Here is a 1,100-nt window from a genome sequence, read left to right as displayed (position 1 = left end):
CCGCGCTGCCAGGGGCTGGCCGGATCACAGAAGTAGACCGGGACGCCGGTGGAGATGGTGAAGGCGTGGTGGGCGCCCATTTCGGCGCCCTGGTCCCAGGTGAGGGACCGTCTCAGGTGTGCGGGCAGGACCGTGACTGTCTCGGCGAGGGCGTCGCGGACATGGGACGCGGTGTGGTCGTGGGGCAGGTGGACGAGCATCAGGTAGCGGGTGGTGCGTTCGACCAGGGTGGCGATGGCTGAACGGCTCTCCCGCCCGACGATCAGGTCGCCCTCCCAGTGGCCGGGAACCGCCCGGTCGGCGGCCTCGGCAGGCCGTTCGCTGATCATGACCATGGGGTGGGAGAAACGCGGCCGGCGGGCCGTGGTGCGCACGTGCGGCTTGCGTATGGCCCGTCCGGTGCGCAGGGCGCGGGTCAGTTCGCGGCGGAGTTCGCCGCGGCCTTGGACGTAGAGGGCCTGGTAGATGGTTTCGTGGGTCACACGCATCTCCGGCCGGTCGGGGAAGTTCCTCCGCAGAGCGTGACAGACCTGTTCCGGGCTCCACCGCTTGGTCAGGTGGTCCTGGATGAAGTCCCGGAGCTCGGGGTTCTGGCTGATCTTCCCGGGCTTGGGACGTGGCCGGCGGGCGTCCGCACGCGCCTGGGCCGCATGCGGGCGGTAAGTCCAGCGGGAGGAGTTCTGGCGTAGTCGCATGCCGTTGCGCCTGATCTCCCGGCTGACTGTGGACGGACTGCGGCCCAGTTCGGCAGCGATGGCCCGGACCGTGGCCCTCTCGCGCAGCCGGTCGGCTATGTGTATGCGCTCGGCTTCGCACAAGTACCGGGACCGCGCAGAAGGCGGTGCCACCGCACGGATGGGTGGCACCGCCTTCCGGCCGCCGGATGTGTGACGGCCGTTGCGCCAGCGCTTGCCGGTACGCAGATTGATCCCGACGATCCGGCTGGCCTCTGAGAACGTCACTCCTTGATCCACAAGTCGGAAGTATTCCTCCCGCTTCTGGACCTGCGGAGCATGTCCCGTGGGCTTGCGCCGCTTGCCGTAATCGATGGCCATTGCTTCCCCTGAGCTGGGGTGTTGCAACGACCACTAGAACTCAAG

The 1,100-nt window shown here is 68.4% G+C and carries 1 protein-coding gene; it reads right to left on the bottom strand.

What is annotated here, in order from left to right:
• The coding region (locus tag ACWGDX_RS39365; RefSeq protein WP_453633639.1) for an IS30 family transposase at positions 1–1,055 on the bottom strand (1,055 nt) is incomplete at its 3' end.
• Between the last annotated feature and the right edge of the window lie 45 nt (positions 1,056–1,100).

This window comes from Streptomyces sp. NPDC055025, from assembly GCF_053608565.1.
The sequence above is the reverse complement of the archived record's forward strand: the minus strand, read 5'-3'. Positions and strand labels throughout refer to the sequence as shown.